Source organism: Rahnella sp. CFA14(1/10), assembly GCF_004195095.1.
In the GTDB taxonomy this organism is placed as follows: Bacteria; Pseudomonadota; Gammaproteobacteria; order Enterobacterales; family Enterobacteriaceae; genus Rahnella; species Rahnella perminowiae.
Window position 1 is genome coordinate 193,763 of sequence record NZ_SEWS01000006.1, and the last position, 21,830, is coordinate 215,592.

The 21,830-nt window shown below is 53.2% G+C and carries 14 protein-coding genes; 7 read left to right on the forward strand and 7 right to left on the reverse strand.

Translation table 11 applies throughout. The features are described from left to right. Positions 1 to 606: 606 nt before the first annotated feature. The 3 genes from EVX52_RS13855 to hmsP all read right to left on the reverse strand — a co-directional run bounded on the left by EVX52_RS13855 (position 607) and on the right by hmsP (position 5,946). The gene (locus EVX52_RS13855) at positions 607 to 2,118 is read right to left on the reverse strand and encodes a pitrilysin family protein (protein ID WP_129953930.1); all 1,512 of its coding nucleotides are present in this window, start codon (positions 2,116 to 2,118) and stop codon (positions 607 to 609) included. A gap of 326 nt (positions 2,119 to 2,444) precedes the next feature. Further along, a complete protein-coding gene (locus EVX52_RS13860) occupies positions 2,445 to 3,728 on the reverse strand; it encodes a dicarboxylate/amino acid:cation symporter (protein ID WP_129953932.1) in 1,284 nt (427 codons plus the stop codon). Positions 3,729 to 3,963: 235 nt separating this feature from the next. Beyond that, positions 3,964 to 5,946: a biofilm formation regulator HmsP gene (gene hmsP / locus EVX52_RS13865; protein WP_129953934.1), complete on the reverse strand. Its 1,983-nt coding sequence runs from the start codon at positions 5,944 to 5,946 to the stop codon at positions 3,964 to 3,966. Between the two features lie 556 nt (positions 5,947 to 6,502). On the opposite strand from hmsP, the gene EVX52_RS13870 reads away from it, so the two are divergent. The 7 genes from EVX52_RS13870 to EVX52_RS13900 all read left to right on the forward strand — a co-directional run bounded on the left by EVX52_RS13870 (position 6,503) and on the right by EVX52_RS13900 (position 18,261). After that, positions 6,503 to 7,306 (forward strand): cellulose biosynthesis protein BcsO, encoded by an 804-nt coding sequence (locus EVX52_RS13870; RefSeq protein WP_129953936.1) that lies wholly within the window; start codon positions 6,503 to 6,505, stop codon positions 7,304 to 7,306. Beyond that, positions 7,297 to 8,100 (forward strand): cellulose biosynthesis protein BcsQ, encoded by an 804-nt coding sequence (bcsQ, locus tag EVX52_RS13875; RefSeq protein ID WP_129953937.1) that lies wholly within the window; start codon positions 7,297 to 7,299, stop codon positions 8,098 to 8,100. Before EVX52_RS13870 ends, bcsQ begins: the two co-directional genes overlap by 10 nt. A gap of 30 nt (positions 8,101 to 8,130) precedes the next feature. Then, positions 8,131 to 10,230 carry a UDP-forming cellulose synthase catalytic subunit gene (gene bcsA / locus EVX52_RS13880; RefSeq protein WP_129991509.1) on the forward strand — a complete coding sequence of 700 codons (2,100 nt, stop codon included), beginning with the start codon at positions 8,131 to 8,133 and terminating at the stop codon, positions 10,228 to 10,230. Next, positions 10,227 to 12,701, forward strand: a complete 2,475-nt coding sequence (gene bcsB / locus EVX52_RS13885) for a cellulose biosynthesis cyclic di-GMP-binding regulatory protein BcsB (RefSeq protein WP_129991510.1) — start codon at positions 10,227 to 10,229, stop codon at positions 12,699 to 12,701. Before bcsA ends, bcsB begins: the two co-directional genes overlap by 4 nt. Before the next feature lie 82 nt (positions 12,702 to 12,783). After that, a complete protein-coding gene (locus EVX52_RS13890; RefSeq protein ID WP_129991511.1) occupies positions 12,784 to 16,740 on the forward strand; it encodes a cellulose biosynthesis protein BcsC in 3,957 nt (1,318 codons plus the stop codon). A gap of 18 nt (positions 16,741 to 16,758) precedes the next feature. Next, positions 16,759 to 17,238 carry a cellulose biosynthesis protein BcsD gene (gene bcsD / locus EVX52_RS13895; RefSeq protein WP_129953944.1) on the forward strand — a complete coding sequence of 160 codons (480 nt, stop codon included), beginning with the start codon at positions 16,759 to 16,761 and terminating at the stop codon, positions 17,236 to 17,238. A 9-nt stretch (positions 17,239 to 17,247) separates the two neighbouring features. Further along, the gene (locus EVX52_RS13900) at positions 17,248 to 18,261 is read left to right on the forward strand and encodes a glycosyl hydrolase family 8 (RefSeq protein WP_129953946.1); all 1,014 of its coding nucleotides are present in this window, start codon (positions 17,248 to 17,250) and stop codon (positions 18,259 to 18,261) included. 69 nt (positions 18,262 to 18,330) lie between these two features. On the opposite strand, the gene EVX52_RS25760 is transcribed toward EVX52_RS13900, so the two are convergent. The 4 genes from EVX52_RS25760 to dppC all read right to left on the reverse strand — a co-directional run bounded on the left by EVX52_RS25760 (position 18,331) and on the right by dppC (position 21,824). After that, a complete protein-coding gene (locus EVX52_RS25760) occupies positions 18,331 to 18,600 on the reverse strand; it encodes a DUF943 family protein (RefSeq protein WP_129954178.1) in 270 nt (89 codons plus the stop codon). Between the two features lie 261 nt (positions 18,601 to 18,861). Further along, complete coding sequence (gene dppF / locus EVX52_RS13910; protein WP_129953948.1) at positions 18,862 to 19,884, reverse strand: dipeptide ABC transporter ATP-binding subunit DppF; 1,023 nt, start codon at positions 19,882 to 19,884, stop codon at positions 18,862 to 18,864. After that, entirely contained in the window at positions 19,874 to 20,899 is a 1,026-nt protein-coding gene (gene dppD / locus EVX52_RS13915) for a dipeptide ABC transporter ATP-binding protein (protein WP_129953950.1), read from the reverse strand. Before dppD ends, dppF begins: the two co-directional genes overlap by 11 nt. Positions 20,900 to 20,909: 10 nt before the next feature. Next, on the reverse strand, positions 20,910 to 21,824 hold the full coding sequence (gene dppC / locus EVX52_RS13920) for a dipeptide ABC transporter permease DppC (protein WP_129953952.1): 915 nt from the start codon (positions 21,822 to 21,824) through the stop codon (positions 20,910 to 20,912). Positions 21,825 to 21,830: the final 6 nt, after the last annotated feature.

The window sequence follows — 21,830 nt, forward strand, 5'->3', positions numbered from 1 at the left end:
TTGCAGTGGGGCTGGGTCGTAAGACGGTGAAAGTTTCGGTTTCTTAAGTGCTGCGCTCACTTAACTCGCTGCGCCGAAACCGATAAAGAGAGGAAAGTGCTTTTCCTCTCTTTAATCTCTCCTCGCTTTTTTACTCCGCGCTACCGCTTGCTGGCTATGTTTCAGCAACCGCAGTGACAGGCTGGAAATCTTGCCGCTCTGCGGTTCCTTCTCTCGGTCTTCGAGCCATAGGTCTCGAAGCCGCTCCGTTCAGCAAGATTTCTGAATCGCCCGCACGATCTTAAATTCAATAGCAATCTGATGTTTATCTTTTAGAAAAGTGGATTGGCGTGCTCAAAAATGGCACCGAATGAACGGTTCGAGACCTATGGCTCGAAACCTGAAATTCGGGAATCGCGCAGCGATGACATTTTGCGCCACTCGCTTAAGTAACAGAACATGTTCGTCGTGCCTGCGATAGCGCGCAGTAAAAAGACGTGGGAGATCCAAGAGGGGCCCGTCATGGCCCCTTTTGGGCGGTTTCGGCGCAGCACGATAAGTGATCACTGCACTTAAGAAACCGAAACTTTCACCCATCCCAACCGGGAATAAATAAGGGATTCTCCCTTATTGCGCACTCGTCGCAGCGGATGCCGCCGGCACATCCGCAGCAGGTGCCTCCGCCGCCGGAGAGGTCTCCGCCGGGGCCATCACTTTGTCATACACAGCCCGCAGTTCAGCTGCATTCATCTCCGGTTCCCCTTTTGGCTGCGCCACTAATAACGCCGGGTCACGGGAAAGCTGTTGCTTCAGTTCCTGGTTCAGCACCGGCAGGGTTAGTGTGGAAAGGAACTGCTGACGCAACTGCTGATACTGTTCCGGGGCGATATCCACCACGCCGTTTTGCTGGGAGCGCAAACGCTGGCTCATCAGCACATCGGTATCGGTACGGGCGTAAGTCGCGAACAGTTTGCTCAGCTGATCGTTTTTCTGAGCAATCAGGGCGTCAAATTCAGCCTGAGAAATGCCTTTATCGCGAACGACCAGAAGTTCTTCTGCCAGACGTTTAAACAGCTCCGCCAGCTTAGCCTGCGGTGCGTCGATGCGGATGGCACACTGGGCGCGCTGGTATTGCACATTGCAGTCGAAACCCAGCCCCGCTGCCGGTACGTCTTTTTTGGTTTCAAACGCACTTTTCAGCTGCTGCTGCAAATGCCAGAACAGCGCTTCGCGGGCCAAATCACTGCGCCAGTAGGCGGCAATGGCCTGAGAATCCTGAATGGGCTGCCAGGCGTTATCCCACATTAATGAGACACGATCCTGAGTCAGATTTTCATCCATGACAGTCATAGATTTGGTTGTGACTTCAGACAGCGTCGGCAACGTCTGCGGAGTCTGGCGACTGCCTTTCAGTGATGAAAACGTCCGGTTAATTTGTTCACTCAGGCCACGGCTGTCAACATTACCGACCACAAATAAGGTCATCGCATCCGGTGTATACCACTGATGATAAAATTTGATTAATGCATCGATATTGACGGGTTTAGTGGGCAACTGGTGGGGATTGTGGCCGACCAGCGTCGAGCCGGCCATACGTGCACGCCACCAGGCATCCTGCGTATTTTGTGGCAGTGAACCTACCGGATCTTCCGATTGCTGCCGGGCTGCACTGATCAGCGCCGGTGTGACAGTCATTTTACCGGCCGTATTTGCCAGCCAGTTCAGCGCATCTTTAAGAAGATCAGGGCGGTTATTTGGCAGGCTCAGATTGTACATCGTGAAATCATAAGAACTGACAGCCGGCGGCAATGGCCGCTGCGGATTAATGCTTTGCTGCCACAGAGACTGGAGCTGAGCCGTGCTGAAACCTTCACTGTGCATCAGCGCAAGACGGGGAAGGAAATGGGCGTAGCCCGTTTGCTGGGCTGATTCAGCCAGCGAGCCGGTGCGAACCACCAGGCGTAATTCAATGCGATCGCTCGGGCGTTGCGGTGTAGTCAGCAACTGCCAGGTAAATCCATTGTCCAGTTTCCCCTGCTGCCAGGCCGGATCTGGTTGTAATGCTTCAGCTTGCACATGACTTGCGGCTGTTGCCAGCAACAATCCACCAATGAGTAAACGGATTTTGGTGCCCTGCATGTGAACCCCTACGTAATGACAATCCAATTTTCAATATACTGTCCTGCCGGTGTCAGTCGACTGGCCCACAGGAATTGAATGCGTAAGTTTAAGGACAGAAAATACAGCCCTTCGTTAGACCGCGCATTTTTCGCAATGTCACGCAGCCCGCAAAAATATTATGGGAAATAACGCCCTGTGAGGCGTTTGAGGGACATATTATGAAGATAATCCACCGGTTACATCAAGTAACCGGTGGATATTAGGCAGGATTGGGGCTAAATAAATGCGTTTTTACACAGCTTTCTCACTATTTTCTGCCATACAGCCATCATTTCTCAGAAATTTCAGGCGGACTTCTCGGCTTCTGTCAGACCTTTCTGGCCGTTTAACGTCGCTTTTAACTGCCCTTCGTCCAGCTGATCACACCATTTAGCCACCACGATGGTGGCCACGCCGTTACCGACCAGGTTGGTCAGCGCACGCGCTTCGGACATGAAACGGTCAATGCCGAGAATCAGTGCCAGTCCCGCCACCGGTAAATGCCCCACCGCAGACAGCGTGGCCGCGAGCACGATGAATCCGCTGCCTGTCACACCTGCCGCCCCTTTTGAAGACAACAGCAGTACCACAATCAGGGTGATCTGATGCCAGATATCCATATGTGTATTGGTTGCCTGCGCGATGAATACGGCGGCCATCGTCAGATAAATCGAAGTACCGTCCAGATTGAAGGAATAGCCGGTTGGGATCACCAGCCCGACCACTGATTTTTTACAACCCAGACGCTCCATTTTATCCAGCATGCGTGGCAGCGCGGATTCGGAAGATGAAGTGCCCAGCACGATCAACAGTTCTTCTTTAATGTAATTCACAAATTTAAAGATGCTGAAACCGTTGAAGCGCGCGATAAGACCGAGCACCACCACCACGAACAGAACACAGGTCAGGTAGAAACACAGGATCAGTTGCCCCAGTTGCACCAGCGAACCGACACCGTATTTACCGATGGTGAACGCCATGGCCCCGAATGCACCAATCGGTGCGAGACGCATGATCATATTGATGATGCCGAAAATAACCTGCGAGAAACTCTCGATCACATTGAAAATCAACTGCCCTTTGTGACCCAGACGGTGCAATGCAAAGCCAAACAAGACAGCAAACAACAGGACCTGAAGAATGTTCCCGCTGGCGAACGCGCCAATCACACTGGAAGGGATCACGTCGAGAAGGAACGGAATGATGCCCTGGCTTTGCGCCTGCTCGGCGTAAACCGCCACGGCTTTAGCATCCAGCGCAGCAGGATCTACGTTCATTCCGGCACCCGGCTGAACGATATTAACAATCACCAGCCCGATGATCAGCGCAAGCGTACTGACAATTTCAAAGTACAGCAGCGCAATCGCCCCGGTACGGCCGACCGCTTTCATGCTTTCCATGCCCGCAATACCCGTGACTACGGTACAGAAGATCACCGGTGCGATGATCATCTTGATTAATTTAACAAAACCATCACCAAGTGGTTTCATTTGAGCACCCAGCTCAGGGTAGAAATGCCCCAGAAGAACACCGACGGTAATGGCTAAAAGCACCTGAAAATACAGGCTTCTGAAGAGTGATTTTTTCATGAATACCCATCCTGAAGTGAATGCGCCGCCTTCTGTTTTTGTAAGGTCAAAGGTAATGAGCGGCAGCAGGGAAATAACACACGCACAACATGATGGAAATATTTCGTTTCCCTCTGCAATCACGGTTCATGAAAAACCGGAGCGGAAAGCATTCAGCAGGAACTAATGTAAGTAAAAAAATCATCAGGCGGGAGAAATGCCGGACAGAAAGAGATTTTCCTGTCCGTTGTACCGGTCAGGAAAGCGGGCAGAATTTCCGTTCAAAGTCAGTTTTGGAAAGTGGCGCTGAAAATAAATACCCTTGCCCGAGCCGGATATTTTCCTTAAGTAGCCACTGACGCTGCTCCTCAGTTTCTACGCCTTCAGCGACCAGTTGAATATTCATGGCCCGGCCAATCGAGGCCACTATATTCACCATTACCTCATCCTGCGGCAGAACGCTGACGAAGCTGCGATCAATTTTGATCACATCAATAGGCAACGTACGCAGCCTGCTAAGGTATTCAAGCCCGGAATAGCCCAGACCAAAATCATCAAGCTCTATGGAAACACCCACGGCGCGAAGTTCGCTGAGCAACACCAGCGCGCGGTCAAGATCGTCAATGCGGGCCGTTTCCGTGATTTCCAGCACCAGCTGTCCCGGGTTAATTTTGTAGCGGCTCAGCAGGCTGCGCAGCTCCGGCAGGAAGTTACGCTGCTGTACCTGAGCGCCGGAGAGATTCACTGACAGTGGCAGGAGAATACCCCGTTGCTGCCAGTCCGCCAGGATCTGGCAGCCCAGCTCAAGAATTTTGTACCCGAGCAAACTCATAACGCCAATTTCTTCGGCCAGCACAATAAAATCACTTTCCAGCCCGTAACTCCCGTCAGCCATTTTACGGCGCAGCAGGGCTTCCGCCCCGACCACCGCGCCGGTTTCCATATTCACCTGCGGCTGTATAAACAACGTGAAATCATTTTGTTCCATCGCATGCAGGATTTCGTTTTCCTGCAATAAGCGTTTCTGAATTTTTGCGGTCAGTTCCGGTTCGAAGAACAGGATTTGGTTTTTCCCCTGCTGATAGGCCGAGACTCTGGCCGCACGACCGTTCACCATCAGTTGCTGCGCACTGACCGGGAATTCGCCGGTGTATTGCACGATGCCAATGCTGCCGGTCGGGTGCAGCGACATATTGCCAGCATGACTTTCCTGGGGTGCATTGATGCGTTCCATGATTTTCCGCGCCAGGCGCATCGCCATAAAGGGCCGGGGAATATCTCCCGCCAGCAAGGCAAATTCGTTGTAACTCAGACGTGCCAGCAGGCTGTTCTCGGGCAACGCTTCCATGATGGAACAGACCAGCGGGCAATCAACATGGCCGTCGTCACGCAAGCTTTCAATGCCGATTAACAGCAAGTGAAACCCTTTTTCCGGCTCGGCAGAATGCAGGCGGTGTTGCAGGTGCTGCATAAACTGTTCTTCATTGATGAGCATATTTTGTGAAGGCAACCAGGCATTAGTGGCCTGGTCTTGAGGCTTCTCCCGCTGCTGTTGGTTGCGGTTGTAGCTGCGCACCAACATGCCGATTTCATCGTCTTCGTGGTGTTGCGGCAAGGTCAGCTGATGATATGGCACTTCACTTTCGGGCAGGGCTTCCAGCTCACTGGCAATTGCGCGAAGCGGTTTGACAATCAAACGGTTGATAACCCAGCTCAACGAAATGGTCAGGATCAGCGCCAGCAGCAGGTACGTCGTCAGCATGGTCGAAAGTGCGCTGACGATAAACTGATACATGCGATAGGAATCAGCCTGAAGCACCAGATAAGCCAGAGGCTTGGGAGCTTTAGGGCTGGCAGCCGCAGAATAGAGAGGAACGGAGATCGTCACTGGCAGATTGAAACCCCGGGTCACCCATTGTGGTACCGGCCGGCCGGGGGGGAAATGCGTATGCAGCGCGGCGATCTGGTTTGGCATCACGACGTCAGCGCGGCTCAGAATGCCCACGGGTTGCAGCGTATTCAGAATGTCCTGCGTTTCTTCCAGATCAACGTCCAGCACGGCTTGCGAAAGCGGAACACGGACAGAATGTGCAATATTTTCAAGTTGCTGGGCGTAATCATCCCTCCGCTGCTGTACAAAGTGGAACAGCTGGATGACGATAAAAATACAAATGGTGATGGCCGCAATGCTCGACACAGCCGCCATCTGTTTAATCGTTAATGAACGCCTGACCCGCAACTTTATTCTCCGTCAACCACTGACATGATTTTCCGCGCCCCCCGGGCTGAAACGGTACTTGTGCGCAGTATACCTTATAACGGGTTATTTCGAGGTTAAAGACGAAACTTTGACTATAAAAAACAACATGTTTGCTGCTACACATCTACACTGAATAGTGTTTATGTTATTTAACCAGAGAAAACATACATTACCCGGGTTAATCGAATAATGCGAAACGTAAGAACATCCTGGATACTGCGCGTCCGATGAAGTTTATGTGCTATTTATCACATTAAAAACCAAATTTTATACTATTTTAATGCAAACCTATGAAAAAATTTCATCAAAAAGCTTTTGCGACAGGCAGTTATGTTGGCGTTGTTTTTTATGGTGTAAATCCGATTTTTTGTAAAAACTGCTCTATGCTGTAAAAGACCTGATATATTAAGACCAGTCCTATTCCCCTATAAAACTTTAAAAATATTCATCTTTTTACACCCTGTGCTAACGGCCAATCATTGTCGTTTTGACGTCCAGAAAACACCGAAATATATAATCCTATCGGGCGGGATTTATGAATAAATATGATGACATTAAACGTTTTATGGATAAGGCGAAGTTGGAAAATATTGATTATAAAGAGCTTAATGAAAAATCAACGGGTGAATCCATTACTGGCTCAATGAATCAATGGACGTTGATTAAACAAGTCTCTGCCAGTGAAGAACCTGCCGGTCCGCTTGATAATGGCCGTACCACGCAGCCAACACCGCAATCCATTTCGGCGGATGAGTTTTCGCTTTCTGACGTTCACCCCGTCCATACGCAGCAGGAGCCGAACTCTTCTGCCGCACGACCTGTTACACACCAGCAAGCCACCCCCCTGTCTTCGGAGGTGCCTCATCCGCCAGCCGGTTTTGGCCTGCTTGATGCCCTGCGCGAAACGCTGCCACCGGTTCCGTCTCAGCCAGCACCGGTGACCATACAACCCGCGCAACCTCAGCCTGTTCACACGGCACCGGTATTGCATGCCCAGTCTGTCGTTCCTGACAGCGGGTCGGGTTTACTTGATTCATTGCGTAAAGCGATGCCCGCAGCGCCGTCGAAACCTGCCCCGGCGCAGGTTCAATCTGTGCCGCTTCAGGCATCTCAGTCAGTACCACAACCCGTCGCGCCGGTTTATCACCAGCCGCCGGTACACAATCCAACGCCCGTTCACAGTCCGGTGCCCGCGGTGTCCGCATCCCCGGCGTCTGCTGATGCTAACCAGCGCTTTAAACAAATGTTTAAACAACGGGCTCCGCAGCCTGCCAGCGCTTATTTACATCGCGACACACCGCTTCAACCCCTGTTAGAGATGATTGCCTCATGCCGTTAGTTTGCGTTTGTTCACCGAAAGGTGGGGTAGGAAAAACCACGGTGGCCTCCAACCTGGCCTATTCACTTGCCCGCAGTGGCAGTAAAGTGCTGGTCATCGATTTTGATGTACAGAACGCCCTTCGCCTTCATTTCGGGGTGCCTATTGCCGATACCCGCGGTTTTGTGGCCGGTTCGGGTAATGAATCCGACTGGAGCCAGTTTATCCTGAAAGCGGGCTCCAATACGTTTGTTTTACCGTACGGCGAAGTGACGGAAGATCAGCGGCTGGAGTTCGAACATCAGCTTGCCAGCGATCCGCTTTTTTTACAGCGCGGATTAAATACGGTCCTGAATTATCCTGGCCTAATTATTATTGCGGATTTTCCTCCGGGCCCGAGTCCGGCATTAAAAGCGGTTCAGGCGATTGCTGATTTACATGTTGTGGTGATGCTGGCCGATACCGCGTCATTATCTTTATTACCCTTAATGGAAAAAAACAAACTCATTGGCACACCTTTGAATAATAAGAAGGGTGAGTATTACGTGGTTAACCAAAGTGATACCCGCCGGACATTAAGCCGCGACGTCACCCACTTTTTCGAACAGCGTTTAAATGAAAGATTATTAGGCACCATCCACAGGGATGAGTGTGTGCCGGAGGCCAATGCCTCGCAGCGCTCTATTATTGATTTCAGTCCGGTATCAGCTTCGGCATTTGATATTGAACTGATCAGCAAAAAAGTCGCCGCCATTTTAGGAATTAAAGTCGGTGATGGTGAATTACACGCCGCACCTAAATCTGGCAGTTATTAACTATCACTGTTAACAGCGACCCCAAAAGCGATGAATAAATTTCTGTTTTCTTTCCTTGTGCTTCTGTTGCTGCCGGTGGCAGCAGTGATCATTATTACCCCGATGGACAGCCAGAAGCAGTACATTTTTGGCCTGATCAGCATCGGGCTTTTATTTTTGCTTGGCATCAGTAAAAGCCGCAGGATTAGCGTGGTGATGGTCATCATGTCCATCATGATGTCGACGCGTTATATTTACTGGCGTGCGACAGAAACGCTGCATTTCAATTCAACAATAGAAGCTATTTTAGGGATTGGATTATTCCTCGCCGAACTCTATGTCTGGCTAATTTTATTGCTGGGCTATCTGCAAACGACCTGGCCATTAAAACGCACCATCGAACCGTTGCCGGATGACACCACGCTGTGGCCAACCGTCGACGTGTATATTCCGTCTTATAACGAAAGCCTCGATGTAGTACGAGATACCGTTCTGGCGGCGCAGTGCATCGATTATCCGAAAGACAAAATCAAAATTTACGTGCTGGATGACGGTAAACGCGACGAATTTGCGGTGTTCTCTGCGGATGCAGGCGTGGGTTATATTACGCGTGATGACAACTCCCACGCCAAAGCCGGCAACCTGAACCATGCGATGAAACTCACCAAAGGCGAGCTGATTTGCGTATTCGACTGTGACCACGTGGCTACCCGCGCTTTCCTGCAGGCGACGGTCGGCAGCTTCCTGAAAGATCCGCGTCTGGCACTTATCCAGACGCCACACTATTTCTATTCGCCTGATCCGTTTGAACGTAACCTGTCCGCTGGCCGCACCATGCCGAATGAAGGTGCCCTGTTCTACGGCCCGGTTCAGCAAGGTAACGACAACTGGAATGCGACATTCTTCTGCGGTTCCTGTGCGGTTATCCGCCGTGTGGCCCTGGAAGAAGTCGGGGGTTTTGCGGTTGAAACGGTGACCGAAGATGCGCACTCGGCGCTGAAAATGCAGCGTCGTGGCTGGAATACCGCGTTTCTGGATATCCCGCTGGCAGCCGGTCTGGCAACTGAACGCCTGGGGCTGCACGTTATTCAGCGTACCCGCTGGGCGCGCGGCATGACGCAGATTTTCCGCGTGGATAATCCGTTGCTCGGCCGCGGCCTGAAATGGCAGCAACGCCTGTGCTACCTGAACGCCATGCTGCACTTCCAGTTTGGTTTGCCGCGCGTGGTGTTCCTGACTGCACCGCTGGCATTCCTGCTGTTTAATCTGAACATCATTTCCTCATCTGCCAGCCTGATTTTTGCTTACGCGCTGCCGCATCTGGTGATGTCGCTGTACATTAACTCCCGTATGAACGGCCGTTTCCGCTACACCTTCTGGGGTGAAATTTACGAAACTGTCATGGCCTTCCACCTGATCCTGCCCACGCTGGTGACGATGTTCGCGCCAAAACGCGGCAAGTTTAACGTGACGGATAAAGGCGGTTTGCTGGATGTCGGTTTCTTCGACTTCAACATCGTCAAACCTCACCTGATAGTCGCGCTCATGATGCTTGCAGGGATTGGATACGGCATCGTACGCGCCGTATTTCATGATTACTTTGCCATCGATCCCAGCGTTATTGCGCTGAATATCGCCTGGGGCAGTTTCAGTGTGCTGATTTTGCTGGCAGCGATTGCCGTGGCGAAAGAAACCCGTCAGGTACGCAAAACGATCCGTATTGATGTCGAGATCCCAGCGATTATTCACTACGCCAATGGTATTTCACTGCGCACAACCACTATCGATATGTCGATGGGCGGCGTGCAGCTGGTGACGCCGGACGTGCGCTATCTGGATGAAGAAATTGAAGAAGTGGAAATTCAGTTGTCTTCCGGTGCGGAAAGTTTCCCGGTGACACAAATCAGCGGAGACAAAGCGCGGTTACGTCTGCAATTTGAAAATCTGCCATTATCGAAACGTCGTGAACTGGTGCGCGTGGTCTTATGCCGTGCTGACGCCTGGATTGGTGAAGAATACCCGCCGGATAACCCGTTTAAATCCCTGCTAAGCATCATCCGTTGCGTGTTCGAGTTGTTCTACAACACGTGGAAGGAGCGCCGTGCTAAAAATAAACCCGCTGACGCCGCCAGCAAGAGTGAAGCAGCATGAACCGATCTTATAACCTGATGATTAAGTGCCGTTTATCTGCTGCGCGCAGTGTATCCCTGTTCAGAAAAATCACTGCCGGTTTGTTGCTGATGTTCAGCAGCCTGCCATTGTCGCAGGCGGAAGACGCGCCGGCACCGGCTGTTGATCCGGCCACCAGCCTGCCAGCCGCGCCGTCATGGCTACCGCCGGTCACGCCGGTACCGGGTGAAACGGCCCCCGCCAGTGATGCCACGCCAGCCCCTGCTGCGGATACGCCGCAGACTGATACCACACCGGTGAATAACAGCACGGCGATACCTGATGCCTCTGCCGCTGCGCCGGTGATGCCACTGGTTCAGCCGGTGACCAGCAATATCACCGTTGCCGAAATGGGCCAGCCAAACGGCCTGACGCTCAGCGGGGGTCAGTTGCAGTCCGGTATCATTTTCACCCTGCCCGCCGATGAAGTGGTGACCAACGCGCACCTGTCGCTGGCACTGAAAATTTCTCCGGCGCTGATTGCCCGCGATACCACGCTGGAACTGATGCTCAACGGCCAGCCGCTGGGTAACCTGCCACTGAACCAGAGCAGCAACGGCGGCGACGTTTACGATCTCGATATTCCGTCGGCAATGGTGGTATCCAACAACAACCTGAGCTTCCGCGTACATGACAGCAACACCATGACCTGCGAGAAAGATCAGTCAGATAAATACTGGGTCACTATTTTGCCGACCACCAGCATCGGGCTGGAAGGTCAGCAACTGAATATTGGCCGGAATCTGGGTAACTTCCCGCGTCCGTTCTTTGATGGTCTGCAGATGCAGGAATCCAAAATTACCCTGGGTTTCTCTGCGTCTATGAAACCTGGCGATGTCAGCGCTGCGGCGATAGTCTCTTCTTATCTCGGCATGTTGTCCGATTATCGCAGCATAGATTTTCCGGTCATTCTTAACGACCTGCCGGATCAGAACGGCATTTTGTTTGGCAAGCCGGGCGATAAAATAGGTTCGCTGACCTTGCCGGCGAGCAAGGGTGCCTCGCTTCAGATTATCGATAATCCGATCAATCCGGTCTACAAACTGCTGCTGGTGCTCGGCAACGATGATAACGAACTGCGTCAGTCCGCGTATCGCCTGATCAGCGGCGGTATGCCGAACAACGTCGATCATCTGGATGTGGCCCAGCAAACTATTCCAACCAGCAAACTGTATGACGCGCCGCGCTGGATTGACACTTCCCGCCCGGTGACGCTGGGCGAACTGGCGGGTAAAGATCCGGATTCGCTGATTTCTAACGGCATTTATCACGACGGCATTCAGGTAGCTTTCCGCGCTGCGCCGGATCTGTTCATGTGGGACGGACACAATATTCCGGTGCGCATTGATTACCGTTTCCCGACGGAAAACTGGATTGATGAAGATAACTCAAGACTCAACGTTTCCATTAACAGCAACTTCCTGCGCAGCCTGACCGTCAACAAAGTGGGTCTGGTGGAAAACATCTGGCGTCGCCTTGGCGGTGACAGCCGTCAGGAACGTTATACGCTGCAACTCGCGCCCTACCTGATTTATGGTGACAACCAGCTGCAATTCTATTTTGATATCAAGCCGAAAAAAGAGGCGCCGTGCGGCATCCTGACCAGCGATAATATCAAGAGCCGTATCGATCCAAAATCCTTCATCGATCTGAGCGGAAGCTACCATTTTGCCCAGTTACCAAACCTGTCGTATTTCGTCGGTGCATCTTATCCGTACTCCAAACTGGCTGACTTCTCCGATACCCTGATGTTGCTGCCGCCAGCGCCGACGGCAGATGAAGTCCATACGTTGCTCAACCTGGCCTCCCGCGCCGGTAAAGCCACAGGCATGCCGGTGAATCATGTACAGGTGGCCTTTGGTCTGAAAGGTGATGAACAAAATAATCCGCTGTTTGACCGCGATGTTTTGGCCGTCGCCACGCTGGGCGACACCTCGTTTACTCAACAGTTACTCGCGGATTCCCCTTTCAGCATCAACGGTGGTGCGATGGGCGTAAAAACGCCGACCGATATCCAGCGCGTTGTCGCCTGGCTGACCGGTGACTGGTACCGCCAGCCGGTCGATGCAGACCGTTATCTGTCCTCAACCGGCGCATGGCGTGGCTTCGTCAGCTACCGTTCGCGCTGGTCTGCCGATCATGTGGTCGTGCTGGCAACCGGTACGGACGATCAGCAGTTGCTGAAAATCCATAACGATTTGAAATCACCCAAAATCAACGCCAATGTGCGGGGTGACCTGGCAATTATTACCGATGAAAATGGCATCCGCAGCTTCTCAGTCGGCCAGCAATTTCCGACCGGGCAAATGCCGTGGTACATGATGGTGCTGTGGTACGCCAGCAACCACATCGTGATCCTGTCATTGATTGCGACCCTGCTTTCTCTGGTGATTGGCCTGAGCCTGTTCGTCGTCCTGCGTCGTCATGCGGCCAAACGACTGGGTCAGAAATGAAAAGCATCGGCTTTATAACAAAAACAATGAAGATCGCACCGATATCGGGCGGCGACTCTCTGGCGATTACCGGAGCTGGAAAATGAAAAAACATAAACTGTCCCTGGCGGTGATCAGGGCTATTTATCTGGTAGGGATCGCCGGAGTAGCAAGTTTTAGTGCTGCCACCTTGGCAGCGGATACCGCCAATCCTGCTATGAAAGCGTTGTTCGATCAGGCCGCTTACTGGCATGAGCGTGCTCATGATGATCTGGCAAAAAATGCCTTACAGAAAGTGCTGCTGGTTGAGCCAAACAACGTGCAGGCGCTGTACCTGATGTCGCTGTATTCCATGCAGGGCGGGGATAAAACCGCAGCCAATCAGTGGCGTGAAAAACTGGCCGCCGTCTCGCCCGACGATCCGCGTCTGGCATCGCTCAACAGCGCTAAAGCCATGCAGTCAATTCCGCCGGCTCAGTTAGCTTCTGCCCGTCAGATGGCTGCGCAGGGCAATGTCAGCGGTGCACTTTCGGCGTACCGTACCATTTTTAACGGCAACCAGCCGCCAGACAGTCTGGTGACTGAATATTATCTGACCATGGCGGGTGATAAGTCGCTCCAGCCGCAGGCAATTGCCGGGTTGCAACAGCGCGTTGCCTCGCGTCCTGACGACACGCAGGCGCGTCTCGGTCTGGGCAAGGTGCTCACTTATCAGGAATCAACCCGCCGCGACGGCATCAAACTGCTGAGCACCATGGCCGGTTCCAGCACCGAAGCGGACCGTTCACTGCGTCAGGCATTGCTGTGGATGACGCCGCAGGAAGACGACCGTGATTTATATCAGGGCTATCAGGCGCGTCACCCGAACGATACCAGCGTGATGGCATACTTCCAGAAAAACATTGGCGGCGCGGCAAAAGGTCAGGGCTTCACCGCACTCAACAGTGGCGATGTCACCAGCGCGAAAGCTAAGTTTGAAAGCGTGCTGGCCGATAACCCGAACGACGCCGATGCGCTGGCAGGTTTGGGTTATATCGCTCAGCGCAGCGGTAATTTTGAGCAGGCATCACAATACCTGAGCAAAGCCGCCGCACAAGGTGGCCCGAACAGCGCCCAGCTGAGCAACCAGGCCCAGGATTCCGCGTTTTATGCTCAGTTAGCGAAAGCCAAAGAGGCCGCAGGTTCCGGCAGTTACGATGCCGCACTGGCTGCCGTCACGCCTCTGACGCAGGTCGGCGGCGAAAAAGGTCAGTCAGCCAGCCTGCTGCGTGCTGATATTCTGCGCCGGAAAGGCGATCTGGCTGGCGCCGAGCAACAATACAGTGCACTGGGCGATAACGCCGATGCCCGCGCCGGATTGTATTACGTGCTGCGTCAGCAGAACAAAACCGCCGAAGCTAATCAGGTGCTGAAGACGCTGCCAGCGGCCATTCAGACCAAGATGAATCCGCCAACCGTGGCGGATGTTATCGAGCCAATGCGTCGTCAGGCTGCACAAGCCATGGCGAGCAACGATCCGCAGCGTGCACTGAATATTCTTCAGCAGGCCCTTGAACGTCAGCCGTCTAATGTCTGGGTGAAACTGGATATGGCGCGCATCCTGCAATCGCAGGGGCAGACCGCGCAGGCGCAGTCGCTCATGGCGCCTTCTTCGCGTCCGGGTGCATCTTCTGCCGATTTATACGCAGCAGCCTTATTCGCCTCAGAAACCAAAAACTGGTCCACCGCCAATGCCCTGCTCTCACGTATTCCACGTAGCAGCCAGAATCAGGGTATGCGTGAACTGGCACAACGCGCCAATTTCAATGCGCAAATGGCGGATGCGGAAAACTATCTGCAACAGGGTAATACTGCCGCTGCATCCAATACGTTGCGCGCACTGGCACAGAATCCTCCCGGAGCACCGGCGGATGTCGGTGCACTGGCGAAAAATCTCGCGGCGTCCGGTCAGCTTCCGTTGGCAGTGCAGCTGGTCCGCCAGAATATGCGTCAGGGCGTCAACGGCAATGCCGGGGATTACGCCGATCAGATCAGCGTGCTGAATCAGGCTGGCCTGAGCAACGAGGCGCAAGCCTTCCTGCAAAATCCGCAAATCCAGTCCGGCACCTCCCCGACCGCACTGGCGAGCCTGCGTGACGGTTTCGTGATCAATCAGGCTGACCAGTTGCGCGAACAGGGTCAGTACGCGGCAGCCTACGATAAGCTGGTCGTTGCGTTGCAGGCGGATCCGCAAAACCGTGACCTGATGCTGGCGATGGCGCGCCTGTATCAGTCAGGCAAACTCAATAAACAAGCCGGTCAGGTCTATAACTACCTGATGAGTAACGATACACCTACGCAGGATGCGCGTGTCGGTGCGATCAACGTTGCGCTGGGTGAAGGCGATAACCAGCGTGCGAAAACACTGATGGAAGGCCTGCACGGACCGCGTACGCCGGACCGTTTGTTACTCGAAGCGCGCGTCGCCGAAGCGCAGGGCGATCATCAGCAGGCGCTGGCGTTATTGCGGTCCGCGAAGGGGAAGATGATTGGTCTGGAAGGCACAGACAGTTCGGCACAGGTCGCGGGATTGCAGATCAGCGACAACCCGTTCATCAACCGCTCAACGCGTACCTCGGCCTCGCGTCCGGCGACACAATCCTCATACGGTACCGTGTTGCCATGGCAGGTATCGGACCAAGTCTCCACCCCGGGGAATATTCCGGTAGCAACCACCGCACCGACGGCGGTGACACAGCGTAATGCCACTGAAAAACAGATCGACGACATGCTTGACGATTTACAGGGCAAAACCGCGACCTGGGCACAAGGTGATATGTCGATTCGTGGCCGTGACGGTGAAAGCGGCCTCAGCCAGCTGACCGAAGCCAAAGCGCCGATGACCTTTGCTTTCGTGCCGTTTGATACCTCGCGTCTGAGTATCGGCGTCACGCCGGTTTCCCTCAGCGCAGGCAGCCCGTCCGGCACCGGCAATACCCGGTTTGGTCAGGGTGCGCTGTCACAGGCGCAATCAGCGCAGAAAGATGTGGCTGCCGCAGCCGCAGCGGCCGGTCTGGATCCTACATTAAGCCTGGCCGAATTGAGGAAAAGCATAACGCCTAACGACCTCAGCACAGCATGTGCTTCCACAGGTGATGCTGCGACATGCTCTGCTTACAGCACAATAAATAGCATTGATCCAACAACTTACAGTGCAGCAGAAGCCGGTAATCAAAGCGCGACAGGCGTGGAAGTTAACGCCGCACTGACCGGTGACAGCTATAAAGCCGATGTCGGCAGTACGCCACTCGGGCAGGATCTGAACTCGCTGGTCGGTGGCGTGCAATGGGCACCGAAACTGACTGACTTCACCACTCTGCGCGTGACCGCTGAACGTCGGGCCGTCACTGACAGTATTCTGTCCTACGTCGGCACTAAAGATAATTACAGCGGCAAAGAATGGGGCCAGGTCACTAAAAACGGCGGCAGTGTCAATCTGTCATACGATGACGGCGACGCCGGTTTTTACGCCGAAGCGGGTTATTACAGCTATCTGGGTAATAACGTGAAGAGCAACAAATCGGTGAACGCCAATGCCGGTCTGTATGTCCGTCCGTTCCGTTATGACGATCGTGAACTGAAAACCGGCATCAACGTCGGTTACATGGATTTCGACAAAAACCTCAGTTATTACAGCTTCGGTCAGGGCGGTTACTTCAGCCCGCAAAACTATGTCAGTGTCTCCTTCCCGGTGGAATACACCCAGAAGTATGACGACTGGGATCTTAAATTGTCCGGTGCGGTGGGTTATCAGTCTTATTCTCAGGATAAGAGCGCCTACTTCCCGAATAATCCGGACCTACAGAAACAGCTGGAAGATCTGGTGGCGGCAGGCTATGGCACTGAAGCCTACTACAGCGGCAAAACGCAAAACGGTATCGGCTGGAATGCCGGCGTGGGCGGCAATTATCACCTGAACAAAAGCATGCAGATTGGCGGACAGGTTGGCTACGATACTTTCGGTGATTACAACGAAAGTAAAGCGCAGGTCTACTTCCGTTATCTGATGGGTCAAAATTAATCGCGGTGAGATAAAACCATGCAAGAACATAGCTATTCACAGGTCGCGCAGGAATATTATCGACAGCGTCATACCACACCCGGCTGGCAAAGCCTGGTGCAGGTGCTATTTTCAGGTATTCTGGCGTCCGCCGATGACGAAGATGGGCGCCGTTTTCTGACCCTGATGGGCAACAATCTGGCACGTCAGCATCCGTTGCCGGGTTCTGCGACACTTGGCGAGCTGGAAGACAATATCAATCAACTCCTCAGGCATTTCGACTGGGGAGTGGTGAAGCTGGAAGCGACACAACAACAACTGGCGCTGGTGCACATTGCCTGGCCGGTCTCACCGCAGGGGCAGGATGATGAGTTGTGGTCCATCGCGCTCATCTCCTTGTTTGAAGGACTGTATGCTGAGTGGTTGTTATCACAAGGCGGGCAACCCTATGTTCCGCTGCGCTGGCAGGAAATCACGCCGGAAGGTGCGTTCGTTTTCCGTTATCAAAATGGTTTGTAAGGAATCTCTATGTTGTTATTTCGGCGCTACGGCCTGGTGCTGTGGCTCAGCCTTATTTTCGCGTTTTTCAGTTCCGCTGTAATGGCGCAGGAAGCCGGCTGGTCTGCTTATAAAAGTCGCTTTCTGATGCCAGACGGGCGAATCATTGATACAGCCAATAAAAACGTCAGTCACACCGAAGGTCAGGGTTTCAGTATGCTGCTCGCGGTATTTAATGACGATCAGGCTGCCTTCGACAAACTCTGGCAATGGGCAAACACCACCCTTTACCGTAAAGATATCGGCCTCTATTCGTGGCGTTATGACCCGAACAGCACCCCGCATGTGGCAGATATCAACAACGCCTCTGATGGCGATACGCTGATGGCGTGGGCGTTACTGCTGGCCGGCGACAAGTGGAACGATGCCCGTTACACCAAAGCCTCTGAAAAATTACAAGCCGCGCTGATCAAATACAATGTGATTGATTATGCAGGTTACAAAGTGATGCTGCCGGGCGTAAAAGGCTTCAATCAGACCAGCAACGTGACCGTCAATCCGTCCTATTTCATCTTCCCGGCCTGGCAGGCGTTTTATGCGCACAGTCATTTAAAGGTATGGAAAGATCTGGATGAAAGCAGCACGGCGATGCTCAGCAAAATGGCGTTCGGTGATTTCCGCTTGCCGACCGACTGGGTCGAGCTGCAGGCCGATGGCACCCTGAAACCCGCCAGCCGCTGGCCAACGCGTTTCAGTTACGACGCTGTGCGTATCCCGCTGTACCTCGGCTGGGCGCATCCGGGCAGCCCGCAGATGGCACCGTTCATTCTGTGGTGGCAGAAATCCCCACGCGACGCGACACCGGCCTGGATTGACGTGATGACCGGCACCAAAGCGGGCTACAACATGTCGCCGGGATTATTAGCCGTGCGCGATTTCACCATGGCCAACGCTGCCGCCATCAGCCCGAACCTGGCCCCGAAAGACGATTACTACTCTTCCTGCCTGCAATTGCTGAGCTGGTGGGCGAGTCATAAAGGGTAAATAATCCCCTTTGAAATATGAAGGCCAGTCAGGGAAATCTGACTGGCCTTTTTTATTATGTGTAGACCTTTAATTAATATATTCACCATCGAAAATATATCCTATTTTCCCATTTGTCCCAGCCGTTATTTCCATAAGAACATTTTTTTCTATGCATCTGCTTTCTGATTTTATCTCATCGAAACAAATGAGATCATCTCTGGAAAATGAATGCCAGGATGTATAATCTGCCTCAGAGAATTTTTTAAAACCATCATTTACATCTAAAATAGCGATATAGTAAACGCCATTTTTATCACAGCAGGTAATCTGATTTGCGACATCATAATTCCTTTTAATTGACGTGCTGAATGTATATTAATCATTAAACTGAACAAATCATTCACGAAATAAATATCATCTATCTATATATATTATTTTCCAAATAGTCAGATAATTAGTGCTATCAGGGAGGGTAATATTATTCGCGTTTTTTAATCTGTTGTTGATCTGAGTTGCATTAATAAGAGTTTTCATCGTGAAAATCCCCCACAAAAAAGCCCGCTTTTGGACTGCAGTCCATTTCGCGGGCTTGTATTTTTCAGTGAGATGTCAGCAAGGCTACTGATTTACGGCAACAGTCTGCGTTGTGCCGGTTTCATCCTGATCGACGGCAAAGCAGGCGACGAGCTGATCGCCGTACTGTTTCAGCTGTGGCTGGAACTGTTTGCAGGTGCCAAACGCACGGCGGCAGCGGGCATTAAACGCACAACCGGCTGGCGGATTCAGCGGACTTGGCAGTTCGCCGGTCAGTTTGATGCGTTCACGGCGATCATCAGGATTCAGGCGAGGCGTCGCAGACAGCAAGGCCTGGGTGTACGGATGGCGCGGATTACTGAAGATGGCGTCTTTCGGCCCCTTCTCCACGCAGCGGCCCAGATACATCACCATCACTTCATCAGCGATATGTTCCACCACGGACAAATCATGCGAGATGAAAACGTAAGACAGCCCTAAATCCTGCTGCAAGTCCATCATCAGGTTCAGCACCTGCGCACGCACGGAAACATCCAGTGCGGAAACCGGTTCATCGGCGATCACCACATCCGGATCCAGCATCAGACCGCGGGCAATAGCAATACGCTGACGCTGACCGCCGGAGAACATATGCGGATACCGGTCGTAATGCTCGGTTTTCAAGCCCACTTTCGCCATCATTGCCAGCGCTTTTTCGCGACGTTCTTCGCGGCTAAGTTTGGTGTTGATCAGCAAGGGTTCTTCGAGGATCTGTCCGACTTTCTTACGCGGGTTGAGCGATCCGTACGGATTCTGAAACACGATTTGGATCTTCTGACGACGCAGCTTTTCTGCCGTGGCGTCAGGTTTCAGTAAATCCTGCCCGCGGTAATACAGCTCACCGCCGGTCGGCACTTCAATCATAGTCAGCAGGCGGCCCAGCGTGGATTTCCCGCAGCCGGACTCTCCCACTACCGCCAGCGTTTTACCGCGTTCGAGAGTGAAAGAAACGCCGTCAAGCGCCTTCACGGTACGTTCCTGGCCGAAGATGCCTTTCTTCACCGGGTAATGTTTTTTCAGGTCAATCGCATACAACAGCGGCTGAGGTTGGGTGTTATCAGGACTCATAAGTAGGTCTCCCGGCATCATCCAGCGGATAATGGCACTTCGACTGACGCCCGTTTGCGAGGTCACGCAGCGCAGGTTCTTCTTTACGACAACGGTCGGTTGCATACGGGCAACGCGGATTCAGCAGACAGCCGTTCGGACGGTCATACTTGCCCGGCACCACACCCGGCAAGGATTGCAGACGGGCTTTATCCACCGCAAATTCCGGCAGGGATCGTAGCAGCGCCTGCGTATACGGATGGCGTGGCGCACGGAAAATTTCCGTGGCTTTTGCCGACTCCACCACCTGCCCGGCATACATCACGATAATATGCTGCGCGGCTTCGGCCACCAGCGCCAGATCATGGGTGATCAACATCAGCGCCATGTTTTCGCGTTGTTGCAGGTCGAGCAGCAACTCGATGATTTGCGCCTGAATGGTCACATCGAGCGCGGTGGTCGGCTCATCGGCAATCAGTAATTTTGGCCGACAGGCAATCGCCATCGCGATCATCACACGCTGACTCATGCCGCCGGAAAGCTGGTGCGGATAGACATCAAGTCGTGAAGCCGGATCCGGAATGCCCACCAGATTCAGCAAATCAATGGTGCGCTGGCGACGGGTCTTTTTATTGCCGCCCTGGTGTACTTTAATGGCCTCCATAATCTGAAAACCAACCGTGTAACACGGATTGAGGCTGGTCATCGGATCCTGAAAAATCATCGCGACTTCGGCACCGACAATCTGACGGCGCTCTTTTTCGCTCATGCCTTGCAGGTCACGACCACCGAACTCCAGTTTTTCCGCCATCACTTTACCGGGGAAGTCGATCAGCCCCATCAGCGCCAGTGAACTGACCGATTTACCGGAGCCGGATTCGCCGACAATCCCGACCACCTCGCCCTGTTTTACGCTGTAACTGATACGGTCTACGGCGCGGAACGGCGTCCCTTCGTCACCAAAGTGCACGGAGAGTTTATCTACGGTCAGCAACGTTTTACCGACCTGAATATCATTCGTTAATGTTGTTTCCATCTCCAACCCCTTACTGCTTAAGTTTAGGGTCGAGGGCATCACGCAGGCCATCACCCATCAGGTTAAATGCCAGCACCGTCAGCAGAATGATCACGCCGGGGAAGGTCACAACCCACCAGGCACTTTGAGCAAACTGTAAGACGTCCGACAGCATGGTGCCCCACTCCGGCGTTGGCGGCTGTGCGCCCATACCGAGGAAGCCCAACGCTGCCATATCAAGGATGGCGTTGGAGAAGCCGAGCGATGCCTGAACGATCAGCGGCGCTAAGCAGTTAGGTAAAATATTGACGAACATCTGGCGCGCAGAACCGGCACCGGCCACGCGCGAAGCGGTGACGTAATCGCGGTTGACTTCCACCAGCACCGCCGCGCGGGTTAAGCGGACATAATGCGGTAAGGCGACGAACGTCAGTGCCAGCGAGGCGTTGATAATCGACGGGCCGAAAATCGCCACCAGTACCAGAGCCAGCAACAGGCTTGGCAAGGCCAGCATGATATCGACCACACGCATGATGATGGCGTCAACCACACCGCCGTAGTAGCCGGCAAACAAACCGAACACTACGCCGAGGATCAGAGAAAGCACCACCACCAGACACCCGACCAGCAGCGATAAACGTGCGCCGTACATCAGCCGCGACAGAATATCGCGGCCCACGTCGTCAGTGCCCAGCAGGAATTTCCAGCTGCCACCTTCCATCCAGACCGGCGGACGCAGCAGCGCGTCACGGAACTGTTCAGCAGGCAGATGCGGAGCGATCACGTTTGCACCAATCGCGATCACCAGCATGATAATGATGTAAACCAGGCCAACAACGGCCCCTTTGTTACGCTTGAAGTAATGCCAGAATTCGCGCATCGGCGGCATCGGCACTGGCGCAGCCGTCACTAATTCATTAGCGACCGGCTCAGTGGTTTGAGACATTGTGCG